Annotated in this window: 15 protein-coding genes; all 15 read left to right on the top strand. The window is 33.0% G+C overall.

The features are described from left to right. Positions 1-9: 9 nt before the first annotated feature. The 15 genes from EXIGUO8A_RS09300 to EXIGUO8A_RS09230 all read left to right on the top strand — a co-directional run bounded on the left by EXIGUO8A_RS09300 (position 10) and on the right by EXIGUO8A_RS09230 (position 17,940). Positions 10-2,313 (top strand): GumC family protein, encoded by a 2,304-nt coding sequence (locus EXIGUO8A_RS09300; protein WP_159302914.1) that lies wholly within the window; start codon positions 10-12, stop codon positions 2,311-2,313. Between the two features lie 27 nt (positions 2,314-2,340). Further along, positions 2,341-3,438, top strand: coding sequence for an acyltransferase family protein (locus EXIGUO8A_RS09295; RefSeq protein ID WP_159302913.1), 1,098 nt, complete (start codon positions 2,341-2,343; stop codon positions 3,436-3,438). 52 nt (positions 3,439-3,490) lie between these two features. Next, positions 3,491-4,780, top strand: a complete 1,290-nt coding sequence (locus tag EXIGUO8A_RS09290; RefSeq protein WP_159302912.1) for an MATE family efflux transporter — start codon at positions 3,491-3,493, stop codon at positions 4,778-4,780. A gap of 11 nt (positions 4,781-4,791) precedes the next feature. Then, the gene (locus tag EXIGUO8A_RS09285) at positions 4,792-5,325 is read left to right on the top strand and encodes an acyltransferase (RefSeq protein ID WP_159302911.1); all 534 of its coding nucleotides are present in this window, start codon (positions 4,792-4,794) and stop codon (positions 5,323-5,325) included. A 112-nt stretch (positions 5,326-5,437) separates the two neighbouring features. Then, the gene (locus tag EXIGUO8A_RS09280) at positions 5,438-5,923 is read left to right on the top strand and encodes an acyltransferase (protein ID WP_236564461.1); all 486 of its coding nucleotides are present in this window, start codon (positions 5,438-5,440) and stop codon (positions 5,921-5,923) included. Positions 5,924-6,037: 114 nt separating this feature from the next. Beyond that, on the top strand, positions 6,038-7,027 hold the full coding sequence (locus tag EXIGUO8A_RS09275; RefSeq protein ID WP_159302909.1) for a glycosyltransferase family 2 protein: 990 nt from the start codon (positions 6,038-6,040) through the stop codon (positions 7,025-7,027). Between the two features lie 48 nt (positions 7,028-7,075). Next, a complete protein-coding gene (locus tag EXIGUO8A_RS09270; RefSeq protein ID WP_159302908.1) occupies positions 7,076-8,203 on the top strand; it encodes a glycosyltransferase family protein in 1,128 nt (375 codons plus the stop codon). Between the two features lie 177 nt (positions 8,204-8,380). After that, a complete protein-coding gene (locus tag EXIGUO8A_RS09265) occupies positions 8,381-9,631 on the top strand; it encodes a glycosyltransferase family 4 protein (protein ID WP_159302907.1) in 1,251 nt (416 codons plus the stop codon). 9 nt (positions 9,632-9,640) lie between these two features. Continuing rightward, positions 9,641-10,813 carry a glycosyltransferase family 4 protein gene (locus EXIGUO8A_RS09260; RefSeq protein ID WP_159302906.1) on the top strand — a complete coding sequence of 391 codons (1,173 nt, stop codon included), beginning with the start codon at positions 9,641-9,643 and terminating at the stop codon, positions 10,811-10,813. Between the two features lie 30 nt (positions 10,814-10,843). Next, positions 10,844-12,136 (top strand): hypothetical protein, encoded by a 1,293-nt coding sequence (locus EXIGUO8A_RS09255; protein WP_159302905.1) that lies wholly within the window; start codon positions 10,844-10,846, stop codon positions 12,134-12,136. 31 nt (positions 12,137-12,167) lie between these two features. Continuing rightward, on the top strand, positions 12,168-13,331 hold the full coding sequence (locus tag EXIGUO8A_RS09250; RefSeq protein ID WP_159302904.1) for a glycosyltransferase family 4 protein: 1,164 nt from the start codon (positions 12,168-12,170) through the stop codon (positions 13,329-13,331). A 42-nt stretch (positions 13,332-13,373) separates the two neighbouring features. Continuing rightward, positions 13,374-14,567, top strand: coding sequence for a glycosyltransferase (locus EXIGUO8A_RS09245; RefSeq protein ID WP_159302903.1), 1,194 nt, complete (start codon positions 13,374-13,376; stop codon positions 14,565-14,567). Further along, positions 14,554-15,117, top strand: a complete 564-nt coding sequence (locus EXIGUO8A_RS09240) for a WcaF family extracellular polysaccharide biosynthesis acetyltransferase (RefSeq protein ID WP_159302902.1) — start codon at positions 14,554-14,556, stop codon at positions 15,115-15,117. Before EXIGUO8A_RS09245 ends, EXIGUO8A_RS09240 begins: the two co-directional genes overlap by 14 nt. A gap of 214 nt (positions 15,118-15,331) precedes the next feature. Beyond that, positions 15,332-16,594 (top strand): WcaI family glycosyltransferase, encoded by a 1,263-nt coding sequence (locus EXIGUO8A_RS09235; RefSeq protein WP_236564460.1) that lies wholly within the window; start codon positions 15,332-15,334, stop codon positions 16,592-16,594. Positions 16,595-16,611: 17 nt separating this feature from the next. Beyond that, positions 16,612-17,940, top strand: coding sequence for a phenylacetate--CoA ligase family protein (locus EXIGUO8A_RS09230; protein WP_159302900.1), 1,329 nt, complete (start codon positions 16,612-16,614; stop codon positions 17,938-17,940). Positions 17,941-17,948 lie beyond the last annotated feature (8 nt).

Genomic DNA, 17,948 nt, shown 5'->3' with positions numbered 1-17,948 from the left:
CTCAACCTTATGTTTGAACTTAATTCAAGTACAGTGAACTCAGATAACACCAATATAAGAGATTTTTTAGCTTCATATATAAAACACTGGTATCTCTTCGCAATTGGTATTTTCTTATGTGTGTTGGCGGCCTTTCTATATTTAAGGTATAAAGCCATACCCCAATATCAAATTACCAGTACGGTACTAATCAAGGATAAGGATAAAGGGTCTTCAACTAATTCTGAGCAGTCCTTAGGAGATTTAGGCTTGGTGAAACCTTCCACTAATATTGAAGATCAAATAGGTATCATTACATCTTCCTATTTTATGGAAAAGGTAATGGAAGAGTTAGCTCTCAATGTGGCTTATAGTATTGAGGGTCAAGTTAAAGACATTGACATATATTGGAGAAATATACCTTTTTACCTTCTTTCAAGTAGAGCATCGCAGCCCACGTCTAGCTTGCCCTTAATAATTAGCCCAATAGATTCATTAAGTTTTAATCTAAAAAGTACCACGGCTTCTACAGAAGTACAAGCCGGCACTTACCAATTTGGTGATACCATACATACAGGTAAGAAATTTTTTCAGGTTATTAGAAACCCACATTACACCAAAGATTTTATAGATGTAACCCCAATACAGACCAGATTCACCAATATTGAAGATATGGCAATAAACTATAGTGGACAATTAGTAGTGGAATCGGTAAACACAACAGGTAGTTTACTATCCCTAAGTTTGTTAGATGCCATTCCACAACGAGGAAAAGATATTTTACAAACGCTAATTGAACTCTATGCCGAAGAATCGGTCAAATACCAAAATCAATTGGCCATAGGTACTATTGAAATTATTGATGAACGACTAAAATTATTGACAGGAGAAATTGCAAGTGTGGAAAATGATGTTGCAACGTATAAACAACAAAACGACCTTACCAATATAAGTTCTGATGCTGCAGTTTATTTACAAAGTGCTCAACTGGCAAGTAGACAATTAGATGAATATCAAACTCAAATAGACATCTTAAACTCTATAGAAAGTTATTTAAGACAAAATGGAGATGAAAGATTGGTACCTAGCTCATTGAATATACAAGATCCAACGTTATCGGGTTTAATTTCTCAATTCAACTCTAAACAACTGGAACGGAAGACGCTTGTTCGCACCACACCGGCAGATAACCCTTTGGTAGTTTCCCTTGACAGAACTTTAACAGATCTTAGAATAGATATTTTAGAAAATCTTAGAAATATTAAAGATGGCTTACTCATTGCGCAAAAAAATGTAAAAGCTAATTCTTATAGAACTCAAGCCAAAATAGCTAAGGTACCCACTGCAGAACGTGCATTACAAACTATCAATAGAGATCAAGGAATTAAACAAGACTTATATCTTTACTTACTTCAAAAAAGAGAGGAAGAAGCATTATCGTTAGAAGCGCCTATATCAAATACACGTATAGTAGATCCACCTAAGGCAGGTCGTTTTCCGGTAAGCCCTAATAAAACCTCTATTTATTTGGGAGCATTAATTTTTGGTCTATTTATTCCATTCTCATTTGTTTTTGTCAAAGACCAATTAAACAATAAAATTTCTGCAATAGGAGATATAGAAAAATTTACAAACGCCCCTTTATTAGGTCAAATATCGCACAACACCGATCGTAAAAATCTAATTGTTCATAAAAACAATACTAGTGCCATTGCAGAATTGTTCAGGCTTATGCGTTTTAACCTGAGTTATTTGACCATAGACAAAGCAAATAAAGTTTTATTGGTTACTTCTAGCAATGCCGGGGAAGGTAAAACTTTTTTCACCATTAATTTTGCAGCTAGTTTGGCCCTAAGCGGAAAAAAAGTAGTTGCTTTAAGTTTTGATCTTAGGGCTCCTAAATTATTGCAGCGTTTAAACTTAAAAGAGAGTATTGGTATTACAGATTATATTATGGATCATAAATGGACAAGTAAAGACCTATTGGTCAAGGTACCAAATTATGAAAATTTAGATGTCATCGGATCTGGTCCTATACCAGCAGATCCAGGTGAACTTATGCTTCATGAAAGAATAGGCTCGCTAATCGAAGAATTGAAACAACACTATGATCATATTATTATAGACTCTGCACCTATAGGTAAAGTAGCCGATGCTTTTGCTTTTGTGCCTAATATAGACGCCACTGTCTTTATAGTAAGGCAAAATTTTTCGCTTAAGAAGGATGTTAAAATTCTAAATGACATATATAGTAACAATAAACTAAAAAATATGATGGTGGTACTTAATGATACCGAGGCAAATAGCAATTACGGATATGGTGATCAGAAATAAAAGATAAACAGTTCTTTTTATAAAATTATGTCACATATATTTAAATATAATCCCAGCTTAGATGGTTTAAGAGGCATTGCCGTAATATGCGTTTTATTGGTGCATGCTTCTTATGGTAAAATTAGCGGTGGCTTTTTAGGAGTAGATCTTTTTTTTGTTCTTAGTGGTTATTTGATCACTGCTATTCTTTTAAAAGAGTTTACCCTTTATGGTAATATCTCTTACTTTAATTTTTATATTAAAAGATTTCTAAGATTACTACCTCCGCTGGCGGTTTGCATTATTCTTTACTTAATATACCAGTCTTTTATTTCTCCTACAGGTAATGAAAGTCCATTATTAATTGTACTTTCTAGTCTTTTTTATTTTGTGAATTTTGTGAATGAATCCTATTTAGGTCCCTTAGTTCACTTATGGTCATTATCAGTTGAAGAGCACTTTTATCTATTTTGGCCCATTTTAATGGCAGGTCTAATTTTTAAACTGTCTAAAAAGAAACAAATTACCATTATAGGCATTTGCATACTTATAATTACGGTGTTTAGAATATGGGTATTTTATACAAATACCATTGAACCCATGCATTTTGGTTTCTTTTCTATAGATTCTTATAGATTTACTTTTTGCAGAATTGATGCTATAATGCTTGGTGGTTTAGCCGCAATAGCATTAAGTGAAAATAAAACCTCGTTCAATATAAAAATTCAACCAAATATTGGATTATTTCTACTCTTAATTATATTAGGTTTTTTGGTATTGTTTTTAGATGTAGACAATACCATATGGCGCTACGGGGGGTTTGTAGCTACAAACATTTTGGCACTCATAATCATCTTGTTTGCAGTAAAATATCCTTCTAATAAAATTTTAGGCAACCAAATTTTACTTTGGTTTGGACAACGCTCATATGGCATATATGTCTACCATTATCTTATATTTTTAGCCTTGGAACCATTAAGGGTTTCAGGTAGTTTCTCAAATTTATTAATGGTTACAAGCTTAAGGATTTTAATTAGCTTAGTCTTTGCGGAAATTTCATATCGTATAATGGAAAAGCCTATTTTAAAATTAAAAAGCAAGTTTCAAAATAAGGCTAAAAACAGCCCGCTCCAATTTAAAAGCTAGCTATATAATACCATATAGAATTTTAATTCTAAACATCAGTTCTTAATTTTAAATGCTAAAAAAAATAAAATCTCACCCTCTTTTCAAAAGGGCCACAGATTGGGCAAAACTATTAGGTGTAACCGGCACAGCACAAGTTGGGGTGCAAGCTATAGGTCTATTAAGTGGAGTTTTGGTTATTAGGCTTTTATCCACTGATGAATATGCTTTATATACATTGGCTAATACCATGCTAAGTACCATGGTAATGCTCGCAAATGCAGGGATCCCCATAGCAGTAATGTCTGAAGGCGGCAAGGTCTGGAAAAATAAAGAAAAACTGGGCGAAGTTTTAGTAACAGGTTTTGACTTTAGAAAAAAATTTGCAATAGGCAGCCTAATATTAGGCATACCCATTCTTTCGTATTTATTATATATAAATGATGCAAGTATTTTAATGACCATTCTTATAGTTCTAGGTTTAATACCAGTGTTTTACACGCAACTATCGGATGTTCTTTTACAAATAGCGCCAAAACTTAAACAAGATATAGTTCCATTACAAAAAAACCTAGTTCTTGTTAACTTAGGCAGGTTATTTCTTTTAGGCTTGTCCCTTATCCTGTTTCCTTTTGCTGTGGTAGCAATATTTTCAGCAAGCATTCCACAAATCTTAGGCAATTTCAACTTAAAGAAAATAGCTAAACCATATGCCGACTGGCACCAAAAACCTTCAACTGCATTAAAAAAGAAAATGTCTGTTACGGTTAAAAGGGTATTACCAGAAGCACTTTATTACAGTATATCTGGTCAAATTACGATATGGATTTTATCTATTTTTGGTTCTACCACTTCTATTGCAGAAATAGGTGCATTAGGTAGAATAGCAATGGTTATTAATTTAGTCTCCATCATTTTTGGTATGTTGGTTGTACCTAGATTTGCAAGATTAGAAAACACGTTTAATTTATTATTTAAAAGATTTATTCAAGTTCAAATTCTAGTTATAGGTATTTTCGGTATTTTAATTGGATTCGTCTATCTATTTCCAGAAGCAATTCTTTGGGTTTTAGGACCGCAATACGCCAATTTAAAATTTGAATTATTCTTAGCGGTCATTGGAGGTTGTTTAAGTGTTTTTTCAGGAATTGTATTCTCACTCTATTCTAGCCGTGGCTGGATAATAAATCCCACCATTTCAATTCCCCTAAATTTAGCAACACTTTGTCTTGCTATTTGGGTCACAGATGTTACTAGCTTAACAGGAGTGTTATTTTTAAATATAATTATAGGTACGGTTCAATTAGCAACACATAGTGGATATGGCTTTTTTAAAATATTCAAACTAAAAACATCCTTCTAGAACATTAGTAAATGAAATATTTTTTTGCGGAATTAAAATTATATATATGCAATAAAGTCATTGCCAAAATACCAAGTCATAGACTTAGGTTATGGTATTATAGAACCATAATGAAACATAACATTGGCCAGAAAAGCTATATTTTGTTAAACTGTAGTTTTGACAACTCTTCTAGATTTACAATGGGTAATAATTGTGTGATCAATGCAAAATGTAGAATGGATGCAAGAGGAACTATTACCATAGGTGAAAATGTTTCTATTTCTGAAGAAGTAATAATATTAACAGCGGACCATGACCCCTACTCTCCCAATTTTCAAGGACAAAACAAACCCGTTACAATAGAAGATTATGTATGGATCGGTACCCGAGCTATGATTTTACCTGGTGTAACGTTACAAAAAGGTTGTCTAGTAGCTGCTGGAGCTGTAGTAACAAAATCCGTACCTCCTTTTGAAATTTGGGGAGGTGTACCCGCCAAAAAAATTGGTGAAAGAAACCAAAGTTTACAATACACGGTAGACTACAAACGTCTACTACATTAATTAAAAAAAAGTGGTTAGCAAATTTATACAAAAGGTTTTTTTCGTATTTAGATTTCGATATTTAGCATCTATTACTTCCTTTTTAAGAAAGAAATATTATCGTCTTTTAGGTATGCAAATAGGTAAAGGAACAAACCTTCCAAAAACTAGTATTACCTGGCCGCACCAAGTTGAAATAGGTAATAACTGTCAGTTAGAATCCAACATCCTTTTTAAATATGATGGTATATGGGAAAAAGGACCGTCGATAATTATAAATGAAAATGTATTTCTCGGTGCTAACTGTGAGTTTAACATCACTGATCGTATAATTATAGGAAAAGACAGTATGATCGCTTCTGGATGTAAATTTATTGACCATAATCATTCCACAGAATTATTACCAAAGAATGAAAGGCAACCGGATAGCAAAAAAGCCATTAATATTGGTAAAGATGTTTGGTTAGGTGTAAATGTCGTAGTATTATCTGGGGTTAATTTAGGTGATGGTTGTATAATTGGTGCTGGTGCAGTGGTTACAAAACCTATACCCGCATTCGAAATATGGGGAGGTATTCCTGCTAAAAAAATTGGAGTAAGAAAATTAAATACTAAATAAGGACATCAAAACCCGCTACTTTTAAATAAATGCTAACCCATATCTTTTAAAGAATTTTAAACAGTGGCTTATGAAGAATTCATCAAAAATTGATTATAAAATATAAATAAGTATATGGATTTGAATTATAGAAAAATAGTCGTCCTAACTCCAATAAAAAATGAAGAGTGGATCCTAGATACTTTCTTAAAAACCACTTCTTGCTTTGCAGATCATATACTAATTGCAAATCAAAACTCTGATGACAATGGAATGTTAATAGCTAAAAAATATCCAAAAGTGGATATTATTGAAAATAATTCTACTGCTTTTAATGAAGCAGAAAGACAAACACTATTAATTAATACAGCAAGAGAAAAATACGGTGAAAACAATATTCTATTGGCTATAGATGCTGACGAGATTTTAGCTTTCAGCTCCTTAAAATCTAATGAATGGGAAAATATTAGATCAAGTGAAGCAGGTACTGTCCTATTTTTTGAAAAACCTACATTTTATGATGGTGTAAAACAAGTTATAAGGTATGAAGAACAAGGAGGGTGGCCGTTAGGTTTTATAGATGATGGCAGCAAACACAAACCAGAATTTATACATAGTACGCGCATTCCGTTTAACGAAAACTCACCTACCCTTTTTTTAAATGAAATTAAATTTTTACACTGCAATCTACTTTCTCTTAGCAGACAAAGAGCAAAAATGAGATACTATTGTATTTTAGAAAGTATAGCCAATAGTAAACCTTGGTATCATAGGTTAAGAATGTACCATAGTAGCTATAATTATGCGAAGCAAGAAGGCGATGGTTTGGCACCTGCTCCCCAAAAATGGACCGATGGATGGATTAAACAAGGTATCATTTTTAAGAATCCTAAGGAAGAAGAATTTTACTGGTATGATCGTGAAAGTTTAAAGCTCCTTGACCAATATACTTTTAGAAAATTTTGGCTAGAGGATATTTGGGATATAAAATGGAACAAAGTAGGTGACCACTTTAATTTATCAAATATAAAATACAAAAAACCGTCAGTTATTAAATCACTTTACAGAGAAGCATTATTTCATATTGTAAATTTTGCTTTCTTCATTAAAGGATTAAAGACATAAATTTAAGATGGATGTGTTACTATAAATGTACTACAGAAAATTTTTAAAATGAAAGTCATCTTTATATGCGGAAGTGTAGATCCTGGTCGTGACGGTGTTGGAGATTATACCAGAAGACTCTGCGCTACTTTATACAAACTTGGCATTACAGTCGGTATACTTGCTATTAATGACGGTTCGGTCTCCAAACCAGAAGAAACTACTCAAAATGAAGATGGTGTTAATGTAGAAGTTTATAGATTACCTAATACACTAGCCCAAAAAAAACGTTATAAATTAGCTTACTCATGGATAGATAAGATAAATCCTAACTGGCTAAGTTTACAATATGTACCTTATTCTTTTTCCCAAAAAGGAATACCAATTGGTATAAGCTCAAAACTTCTAAAATTAGGCAAAGGAAGAAAATGGCATATTATGTTTCATGAATTAGCTATTGGAATAGAAGTTGGTGCCAGTATTAAAGATATTTTAATTGGAAAAGTACAAATACAGATAATACGCTCTTTATTACAAAAAATAAAACCAAGTATAGTTCACACCCAGACTCACTTATATCGCCAAATACTTGATGATATAGGGTTTAATTCTAGCTACTTACCATTGTTTTCAAATATTCCCAGGGAAAATAAAATAGATAGCATAATTAGCGATAAAAAAAAGTTGATCCACAAGAGTAAAAATCTTAACTTTTTAGTTTTTGGTGGAATTCAACCCAACTCCCCTATTGATTCCTTTATCATGGAAGCAAAAAATTTCGCTAGCACAAACAACTTATCTATGAAAATGATTTTCGTTGGTAGAAATGGAAAAGAACTAACTAATTGGTCAATAATCTGCAAAAAAAATAGCGTAAATTTTGAAATATTGGGGGAGAAACCCAGAAAAGAAATTTCCAATATTCTATCAGATGCAGATTATGGTATTTCTACAACTCCCTTGGTTCTGTCCGAAAAAAGCGGATCAGTTGCTGCAATGCATCTTCATAATTTACCGGTGCTATGTGTTGCAAGAGATTGGACAACTAAAGTAAAGATAAAAGAAAACAATTTTACTGTGATGAATTACCAAGTTGGAGATTTCAATAAATTGATTAAAAATTCTCAAGCTATTCCCAAAATTGATACCACGGTCACCAAAGTTGCAAAATTATTCCTAGACTCCTTGAAGGTTTAAAGTTGTTCTACCACTTAAGACTGTAATTAGATTATTAGAAAAACGATGATATTCTAGCCTTTGAAAATAAGCCGTGCAATGTGTAAAATTTCTTACAAGAAATGAAAACCTAAACAAAAAACTGCACTAATTGTCGACATTAAACTGATGCAAAATGATTGGACCAAATTCATTAAAATGAAATTACTATTTTCTCATATCACCAACAATACCAATGCAAAATCTGCTTCATTGGAAATTTACAAGGCAGGTCTTTTACATGAATATTATACAACAATAGCTGTTTTTCCCAATACATATTGGGATTTTTTAAGTAATATCAAAGGCCTTTCAGAAATTAGAAGAAGACGATTTGACCCTGTTTTAGAACCCTATGTAAAAACAAGTCCGTTGAGCGAAATTTGCAGACAAATAGCAACAAAAGCCGGTATAACTAGTCTAATTAATCAAGACTCAGGAATATTTCATATAGATGCAGTTAGTAGAAGATTAGACCAAAAAGTAGCACGAAATCTTGTAAAAGCTCAAAAAAGAAATGTTGGAGGAGTTTATAGTTTTGAGGATTTTGCAGTACAGTCTTTTAGAAGAGCCAAAAGCTTGGGTATCAAAAATTTTTATGACCTACCTATCGGATATTGGAGAGAATCACACAGGCTTTTAACAATTGAACAGGAAAAATGGCCAGAATGGGCCTCAACCCTAACGGGCTTCAATGATTCTGAAAAAAAACTTAAACAAAAAGATGAAGAATTACAATTAGCAGATGCCATTTTTGTTGCAAGTAGTTTTACTGCAAAAACACTAAAATCTTATCCCGGTCAATTAGCCCCAATACACGTAATACCTTATGGTTTTCCCCCTGTCACCACAAACATAAAAAAATATTCCCAACCAAGTAAAACAAGACCATTAAAACTATTATTCGTTGGAGGGCTTACCCAAAGAAAAGGGATTGCAAATCTTTTTACTGCTGTTGAAACATTAAAGAAGCATGTTGAATTAACAATAGTTGGTTATAAAGCAAGTGATAATTGTAAACCTTTAAATGATGGCTTGGCAAAACACAATTGGATACCAACCTTATCGAATGACAAAGTTCTTGAGCTAATGAGAGAAAGCGATGTATTGATATTTCCCTCACTTTTTGAAGGTTTTGGACTAGTAATCACTGAAGCAATGTCTCAAGGCACTCCTGTAATTACTACAGACCGTACTGCAGGACCCGATATTATGACCCATAATAAGGACGGATGGCTTATTGAAGCAGGTTCCACCAAAGCTTTGAGAGAGCAAATTGAATATCTAATTGCTAACCCAGAAAAGATTGAAGCAGCTGGCAAAGCAGCTATGGAAACAGCTAAGAATTGGACGTGGGGCGACTATGGCCAAAAATTAACAGAAGTAATTGAAAATACTCTTAGAAGCTAAATTTGATTTATGTCCAAAAAAATAATATTTATAAATTCTCATCCTATACAGTATTTTGCTCCTATGTACAAATACATGAATGATCAAGGGGTAAATACCGAAGCTTGGTATTGTTCAGATGAATCTATAAAAGGAGGTTTCGATAAAGAATTTGGAGTCAAAATTACATGGGACATTCCATTATTAAATGGATATTCTTACCGATTTTTTAAAAATTATTCCTGGAAGCCTTCCATATCAAAAGGTTTTTTTGGGTTGGTAAATCTTGGGTTGATCAAACAATTATTTCGTGAACCTAAAGCTGTAATAATTATACATGGGTGGAACTATTTTACTCATTTTATGGTTTTAATGCTGGGTAAACTTAAGGGGCACACCATATGTTTGAGGAACGATATGCCTTTAAGCCATGAGTATTATAAGAAAGGTTTGAAGCAAAAAATAAAAAAAATTGGTTTAAAGTATTTTTTATTTCCCAGGATAGATAAGTTCCTTTATATAGGTTCACAGAACAAGCTTTTTTATAAGAGTTATCAGATTAAGGAAAAGAGATTGGTTTCGTGCCCATACGCAGTGGACAATGATAGATTTAAAGCACAATTTAAAGTTATAAAACCTAACATTTCTAATATAAAAATGAAGCTGGGTATTCCAGCAAGTGATAAAATCATTATTTTTTCAGGAAAATATATTGATAAAAAAAGACCCCTAGATTTATTGCATGCTTTTAAAAGTTTGAACAGCCCAAATTGTTGGCTTATAATGGTGGGTGAAGGTGAATTAAGAACCTCTATGGAGAACTATATCGAGAAATACCAATTAAAACAAGTTATTCTGACCGGTTTTGTAAATCAATCTAAAATAGCAGAATATTATGCTATAGGTGATTTATTTGTTATGTGCTCATCTTTAGGTGAAAATTGGGGTCTATCTGTAAATGAAGCCATGAATTTTGACCTTCCTTTACTTCTTTCTGACCTTACAGGTTGTTCCTGCGATTTAGTTAAAAACGGTAATAATGGGTTTGTATTTAAAACAGAAGATACCGATGCCATAACCATAAATCTTGAAAAAATTCTACTGAAAAATCAACTATCCTGGACTTCATCTTCTAAAACTATTATTGATAATTATGATTTCGATAAAATTATAGAAAATTTACGCCCACTCTTATTATTATAAAACATAGTTTAGCCATTCGGCTCATAGTAAATGACAGATTCAGTTTATACAAACAGTAGACAAAGTGCTGAGAAATTAATTAAAATAGGTATATGGACCTATCTTTTTTTATTGCTATTTGAGGGAGCATTACGAAAATGGTTCCTCCCTTTTTTATCTGGACCTTTAGCTCTTATCCGTGACCCATTGGCATTGCTTATAATATTAATAGCTTTGAAAAATGGATTGTTAAGATTGAATATTTACATTTTATCCACCGTCTTTATAACAATAATAGCTTTTGGCACAACTTTTCTGGTAGGTCATGGTAATATAGGAGTTAGTGTTTACGGAGTAAGAATACTACTAATTCAGTTTCCACTTATATTTGTTATTGGTAATATATTCAACAAAGTAGATGTTTTAAAAGTTGGAAAAATATTAATTTGGATATCTTTACCTATGACAATCCTAATGATTTTACAATTTTACAGCCCGCAGTCCGCATGGGTAAATAGAGGTTTAGGTGGAGATTTAGAAGGTGCTGGTTTTTCAGGGGCTTTAGGTTTTTTCAGGCCTCCAGGTACTTTTTCTTTTATTTCTGGACTCACTCAATTTTATGGTGTTGTTGCCTGCTTTATAATGTATTTTTGGTTTAAGCAACAAAATATCAATCGCTTATTATTAATTCTAGCGACTTTAGGATTATTAGCAGCTATTCCTTTTTCAATAAGCCGTACACTTTTATACCAAACAATCATTACAGTTTTTTTTATGCTAATTGCGGCTTTTCACAAGTCTAAGTATATCCCCAAAATAATCTTTGGTTTTGCCGGGTTCGTCACTCTATTTATAATTTTAATAAATACTGGATTTTTAGCTAAACCTATGGAAGTTTTTATATCTCGTTTTGAAGGCGCTACAGAATATGAAGGAGGTGTAAGCGGTACTATTGTTGACCGTTATTTAGGGGGTATGGTAAACGCTGTAACAAGTACTGCTGAAAATCCGTTTTTTGGTCATGGAATTGGTATAGGCACCAATGCCGGTGGTAAACTCTTGACTGGAGATAAAGTAATGCTGATTTATGCTGAAGATGAATGGGCAAGACTTATCGGTGAATCCGGTCTTTTGTTAGGCTTAATTATGATTTTCATTAGAATTATTCTTAGCTTTCAACTAACTCTTACATCATATAAAATGCTTAGGATGGGTAACATGCTACCTTGGCTACTTTTAAGCTTTTGTCTCACATTAATACCAAATGGGCAATGGGGACAAATTACAACATTAGGTTTCGCTACATTCTCTACCGGTATTCTAATTGCATCTTTTAAAAAATAAAAACATTACTCGTGAAAATTTGATTTATAAAATGAACATCATTTTTTTTTCACATCCAACATTCATAGGTCATCAAAGTATGCCACGTTATACCCAAATGTTAAACAAAGGTTTGAAAAAAAATGGGTATTCTACCGAGGTTTGGTCACCAACTACTATTGCCAGCTCTTTACCGGCACCTAAAACCTTAAAAAAATGGCTTGGGTATATTGATCAGTATATATTTTTCCCTTTAAGGGTTAAAATGAAATTACGAAACGTAAATAAAAATACCTTATTCGTATTTACAGATAATGCTTTAGGACCATGGGTACCATTAGTTAAAAAATACAAACATGTTATACATTGTCATGATTTTTTAGCTCAACGTTCTGCTTTTGAAGGCATTGAAGAAAACAGTACTGGGTATACCGGCAAGCTTTATCAAAAAATGATTCGTAACGGGTATTCACAAGGCAAAAACTTTATATCTGTGTCTAAAAAAACACAAACGGATCTACATCGATTATTAGGGTTTACACCTAAAATATCTCAAGTAGTGTACAATGCCATGAACAGAAGTTTTTCGCCACAACCCATAGCAGACACCAGAATTTTATTGACCGAGCTAACTGGTATCTCATTGACCGGAGGGTACCTATTACATGTTGGTGGTAATCAATGGTATAAAAACAGAACAGGTATTATTGAAATATACGATCAACTTCGGCTTAGATTTAAGCTTGAAATTCCGTTGTTATTAATAGGCACAGCACCAGATGAAAAATTAAAAAATTTAATCTCGGCCTCTCCATTTCACAAAGACATTCATTGTTTATCAAATTGCACAGATGAAATGGTCAAAAATGCATATGCTGGTGCATCTTTGTTACTTTATCCTTCTTTAGACGAAGGTTTTGGTTGGCCTATTGCCGAGGCTATGGCCTCTGGCTGCCCAGTAATTACAACCAACCAACCCCCAATGACAGAAGTAGGCGAAAAGGCGGCATTTTATATATCCAAACGCCCAACAAAGAATAATGTTGAAAAATGGGCTTTTGAAGCTTCCAGCGTAGTTCATAAAGTATTGACCTTAACTCCTGAAAATCGCAATAAAATTGTTTCTTTAGGATTAAAAAATGTGGAGCGTTTTGAACAGGAAAAAATGATAGGACAATTAGACCAGCTCTACAGACAAATACTATCTCAGCCCTAGCACGAGATACTCATTATAAGCTATAATTCGCATTATTATTTTATGACCAATGTATTAAACGTTATCACTAGTATGGATCCCGTATATGGCGGCATGTGCCAAGGTATTAGAAATAGTATTGGCCATCTGGACACAAAGACAATTGTTAGCGATGTAGTCTGTTTAGATGAGCCAGATGCCGCCTTCCTAGGTAAAGATGACTTTAACATTATAGCATTAGGTGGCAAAACCTCTTCTTGGGCCTATTCAAAACATCTTTTGCCATGGTTGAATAAAAATATATCACAATACCAAGTTATTATTGTACATGGGTTATGGCAATACCACGGTTATGCCGTAAGAAAAGCGTTATACCAAGCTAAACGTAAAAATAAGGATACACCAAAATTCCTTATAATGACCCATGGTATGATGGATCCTTATTTTCAAAAAGCTCCAGAACGTAGACTTAAAGCCATTCGAAATACATTGTTCTGGAAAGCAATAGAAAAAAAGACAATGAATAGTGCAAACGGAATACTCTATACTTGTGAAGAAGAGTTATTACTAGCTAGAACTACATTCAGTGGCTTTACCCCACAAAAAGAGATGAACATAGGTTATGGCATTTTACCACCACCACCAAAAAACCTTACCGATATAGCTACTTTTAAGGCACGCCATGGCATATCACCCAATGAAGAATATATTCTATTTTTAAGTAGATTACATCATAAAAAAGGATTGCTTAATCTATTAAATGCCTATTCCAAAGGTCTAAAAGATGATATAATGCTGCCTAAATTAATTTTGGCCGGTCCTGGTATTGAAAGTGAATTTGGTCAACAACTTTATAACTTGGTAGCGCATAATTCTTTTTTAAAGCAACAGGTTAAATTTATTGGAATGATATCTGGTGAAGAAAAATGGGCGTCATTTTATGGTGCAAAAGCCTTTATATTACCTAGTCATCAAGAAAATTTTGGAATTGCCGTGGTGGAAGCATTAGCATGCAAATGCCCTGTAATTATCTCTAACAAAGTAAATATTTGGCGTGAAATAGAAAAAGGGAATGGAGGTCTTGTTTCGGAAGATACCGAACAAGCAACTTTTGAAGCTCTTAAAAAGTATATTACGTTATCACAAAACGAAATAGCGAAAATGAAAGAAAGTGCGTATAACGTATACTTAGACAATTTCACTATGGAAATAGCATCCGAACAATATATTAAAGCCATTGTAGATGTATCACTTTAAATCTAAGGTTTCCTTAAAGGATTTTGATGCTTCAATAGGATTAGACCGTGGTGCAAGTAAATTTAAGGAGATATTTTGGTATCTATTTAAAACGCTTTTTTTCCTATCAGCATTGCCTTATCCTAGTAAATTAAAGGTTGGCATATTAAAAATGTTCGGTGCCAAGGTCGGGCATGGTGTAATCATAAAACCAAGGGTAAACATCCATTTTCCGTGGAAACTCTCAATAGGTAATTATGTATGGATCGGTGAAGAGGCATTTCTATTGAATTTTGAAACATTACATATAGAGGATAATGTCTGCATATCTCAACGTAGTTTTCTATGTGGTGGAAACCATAATTACAAAAATCCTTCTATGCCCTATAGAAATGGTCCTATTACATTAAAAGAAGGCTGTTGGATTGGGGCCAATTGTTTTATAGCCCCAAATGTAACCGTTGGTACAGATTCTGTAATAACCGCAGGGTCAATAGTAACTAAAAATGTCAAAGACAATATCGTCACCAGTATAACACCAACTAATTTCAATAAACCCAGGTGGGCCTAACCCTAATAATAGTGGCAATAGTTACACTTTTGGTTTTTTAAGTAAAGATTAAACAACCTTAATTGTTTCATCTTGTGGCATTCTAAAATTACTGCTAATCCTCTAATTTCGCCAACCTATTCTCGGTTACTACAATAGATATTATCCCCTTCTATCAAAATATCTATAATCAACAATGTTGTTTAAAATACCCACCTCACTAAATAGTATTATTTTGAAAAAAAGAATCCTTTTAATTGGCTACAATTATTCACCCGAACTAACAGGTATTGGCAAGTATAGTGGTGAAATGATGGAATGGCTATGCCAAAAAGGCCATGAATGTTCTGTAATAACAAGCTATCCCTATTATCCACAATGGGAAGTGCAAGCGCCTTATGACAAAAATAAATACTGGTATTTAAAAGAAAATGTATTTCTTGAGGATACACAAACAACAATAAAAGTATATAGATGCCCTATGTACGTACCTAAAAAGCCGACCGGATTAAAACGTATACTTTCCGACGTTAGCTTTTTTACATCTGCACTAGTATTACTACTATACTTTTTATTCAAGAAAAAATTTGATTTGGTTATTTCTGTTGCCCCAACATTTCTTTCGGGTGTTTTAGGTGCTTTTTATAAAATTCTTAAAAATACCAGACATGTACACCATATACAAGATCTACAGATAGAGGCCGCCTTAAAACTGGGCATGATAAAATCTAAATACATCATCAATATGCTACTACGTATTGAATGTTTTATTTTTAAGCATTCAGACAAAATCAGTAGTATCTCACTAAGTATGATCGATCAGATTGAAAAAAAATGCAAAAAAAAGGTATTTTATCTCCCCAATTGGACAGATAATTCTCTATTTTTTCCTCTAGATAATAAGGCTGAATTAAAAACAAAATTCGGGTACCATAAAGAAGATACAATTATTGTGTATTCGGGTGCCATTGGAGAAAAACAAGGCTTGGAGATTATACTTAAATCGGCAAAAGAATTTATAAACGACAAAAACATTAAATTTTTAATCTGCGGTTCAGGACCCTATCAATTGGTATTAAAAGAAAGAGCTAACCAATTAAATTTACACAACATTACCTTTTTACCTTTACAACCCAAAGATGTTTTTAACGACTTTTTAAATATGGTCGATATTCATTTAGTCATACAAAAAGCAAATGCCAGTGATTTAGTAATGCCTTCAAAACTTACTACCATTTTATCGGTGGGTGGTATTGCCTTAATTACCGCAACAGAAAACACAGATTTGTACAGGTTGGTAAATTCTCACAATATGGGTCATTTAATACAACCCGAAGATGAAAACGCATTAACCTCAGGAATCAGTTATCTTATCACAAACAAAAATTTATCAACTTTGAGGAAAAATGCGCATATATATGCTAGCCAATTTTTGTCATTAGACTATATTATGCAAGATTTTGAAAATAGAATATTGCTCGACCAATCCCCAAATTAAAATGAGTAACTTTAGAAATGGCGGTAAATTTTAAGGAAATAATTTATTCCATTAAAACCAAACTAATAAAACCTTCACTTTACAATTCTTTTTTAAAAAACGAAAGAGAATTGTTAAATGGAAATATTAACGATTTAAATTTAAAAAAAAGACAGGCACTTGTAAATCATGCCGTTAAAAACTCCTCTTTTTACGGTAACAAATATGCAGAGGTATTAGATGACGTCGGTTTTATTTCACCAGAAGTATTTCTTAAACTACCGCCACTTACACGAGATGAACTTGCCAAAAACTTCAAAACCATTAAGGTCAATGGAGTTCAAAAATGGCATACCCGTAAAGTGACTTCTTCGGGCAGTACTGGATTAGCAGTTTCGGTTTTACACGATTTAAGATTTCCAACTACCTCTTTACAATGGCGTATTTTAAATTGGTGGGGCATTAAACCCTACGAAAACCAAGCATTTATTTACCGTTACAAACGTTCTTTACTAAAAAGGATTGGTAATACTATTTTGTGGTGGCCAACAAAAAGAATTTTTTTACCTGGAGCAGAAATGAACCTAATACAGGTTAAAAAATTTGTATTTAAAATCAACAAACTAAAGCCAGCTCTTTTACAAGGGTATGTAGACGTTGTATATGAATTTGCACTCTTTCTTTTAGATTATAATTTAAAAATTCACCCCCCTAAAATGGTGTGGGTAACATCGGCACCATTACTTGAAAATCAACGTAAGATTATGGAAAAAGCCTTTGGAGCACCAGTATGCGACCAATATGGGAATACAGAAGTTTTATTGATAGCCGCAGAATGCCCAAACCAAACCGGACTTCATATTTTGCAAGATGCTGTGCATATTGAATATGTAGATGATCATAATGTACCGGTACCACCAAATGTTACAGGGAAAATATTAATTACCGATTTAAATAATTACGCTTTTCCCTTAATAAGGTATGAGGTAGGTGATCGTGGTCAATATACCTTAGAACAATGCAATTGCGATATACCTTTACCCATAATGTTTTCGGTAAAAGGTAGACAATCGGTCAGCTTAGAATTACCCTCGGGATTACGAATAAAAAGCGAACATTTACATTTGCTGTTTGAAAAACAAATTAAAACCATTAGAGAGATACAACTGCTACAAAAAAAAGATTACACTGTTGAGTTACATTATGTTCCCCAATTAAATGTAACAACAACCCATGAAATCAATAGTATGGTTAGCTCGTTAGTACAAAAAACTAGAAATGAAATTACAATAACACCGATAAAAGTAACTACGGTAAGAGTTTTTAAAAATAAAAAACCCTTAATTATAAGTGAATTGACGAGGTAATATATTTA

It is taken from the genome of Maribacter litoralis (genome assembly GCF_902506355.1).
Lineage (GTDB): Bacteria > Bacteroidota > Bacteroidia > Flavobacteriales > Flavobacteriaceae > Maribacter > Maribacter litoralis.
This window is presented reverse-complemented; position numbering and strand designations above follow the sequence as displayed.